At 44.4% G+C, this 1,778-nt stretch carries 2 protein-coding genes; both read right to left on the reverse strand.

The features are described from left to right. On the reverse strand, nt 1-145 hold a 145-nt coding region (locus OEU88_RS17725; protein ID WP_394805291.1), incomplete at its 3' end, for a TubC N-terminal docking domain-related protein. Then, the coding region (locus OEU88_RS17565; protein WP_262696513.1) for a condensation domain-containing protein at nt 142-1,778 on the reverse strand (1,637 nt) is incomplete at its 5' end. The genes OEU88_RS17565 and OEU88_RS17725, both read right to left, overlap by 4 nt.

A 1,778-nucleotide genomic window follows, 5' to 3' on the forward strand; every position in this document is an offset into this window, starting at 1 on the left:
ACTCTGCTTTTCTAGCTCTCAGCTGCTCAAGTACATCTTCAGTCAAATTCCCATGAGGGTCCTCTACTATCACTTTGTTATTTGTGTATACTAAGTGAATGTCTCTTTGTTCTAATATGTTTAATAAAGCGTCAACTCTAGTCATAATTCAATTCCTGCAGCACCATTTGTCGTGGCTTTCCTTTTGACTAATTTATTTCTCAAACTTAAGAGCTCCACTTTGGCGTGGCCAATGCAGCACCATTTGATACATGCTGAGAGAGCTTGCTGATAAGCCTCGCTAAAAGCCTTGACCTGTTCTGGTGCGATACGATTTTTGGTGCTCGTGAAAGTAAAGGACAGCTTCCCTTCCATCACCACACCGTTAATCGCAATGAGTTCCTGTTGGGCTTGCCGCAGACTGCATTCATTGCCCTTATCCTCATAGGAAGGTTTAAAAGCCTTTTCTTGATTAAGGCTGTTGTCAAACTGCCCCATGTAGTTAAATACTATTGATGCATGATCTTGCTTCTCATCAAGTAATCGCAGTTCTTCATCCTTGACCATCTCGGTCAGAACGCCATACCCCACGCCATTGCGCGGCACACGGCGGTATTGCTCCTTGACACTCTTGATGAGATGATCAAACCCGTCGGAAGGTTGTTCTGACAAGACAAGTGGATAAATCGACGTAAACCAGCCGATTGTCTCACTCAAATCCATATCGTCGAAAATATCTTCACGACCATGCCCCTCCATTCTGAGGCGCAGAGCATGTTCACCGGTCCAATCGTGGTATGCCTTCAACAAAGCAGAAAGCAGCAGTTCATTAATGCGCGTGCGATACGCCTTATTGCATTCGCTCAACAGTTCACCAGTTTGCTCAGCATCAAGGGTAATTGTAGTATTATAGATGACATCAGTATCCGTCGAAGAAATACCTTGAGAAACGCCAGGTAAAACGCCAATAGGATACGATAACTGCTCAAGCCAGTAAGGGCGCTCACGCTCTAATATCTCTGTATCAGCATATTGAGATAATGCCGCTCCCCACTGTTGATATGAAGAACTCTTAAGCGCTAGAGAAATGTCTTCTCCCGCCAAAAGCTGATGGTAAGCAATCTCAATATCCGATAGCAATATCCGCCATGAAACACCATCAACAACCAAATGGTGTAAAACTAAAAGTAAACGCCCTTCCTGCTCTGGCCCATAATCAAAATAGCCGACCCTCAGCAAAGGGCCCTGCTCCAGATCCAAGCTCGCCTGCAAAATATTACAGCTCGCTAACTGTCGTTCCAATCGAGCAGTAGAAGATAAAGCGCTCATGTCTTCATAATATAAAGCGGCGGCTGTTAGCTCTTTAGTATATGGCACGTACTCACTGGAAAAGCCCTCCGCATCCCCATTGAACTTCAATCGTAGTACATCATGTCGCTGATAAAGAGACTCAATCAAAGCTCTTAAATGCTCTTGCTTCAAATCAACGGGGGTGCGCACAAGCATCGATTGATTGAAATGATGCGCGTCTATCAAACCTTTATTTAAAAAACTACGTTGAATTGGGAGTAAAAGTTGCTGGCCAATCACTGTATCTTGCGGAGCTAAAGTGGCTAACTCACTCTTCAAAAAAGGCACTAAACCTGCAATTGTTTGATGTTCGAATAACTCCCGGACAGTGAGTGAGATATCTAATGCCTTTGCGCGAGAAGCTATCTGAATAGACAGTATACTATCACCCCCAAGTTCGAAGAAGTTGTCATGCACACCTACGCGCTCTAGCTTGAGAACTTCCTGCC

The sequence above is a fragment of the Kordiimonas aquimaris genome, assembly GCF_025574485.1.
Lineage (GTDB): Bacteria > Pseudomonadota > Alphaproteobacteria > Sphingomonadales > Kordiimonadaceae > Kordiimonas > Kordiimonas aquimaris.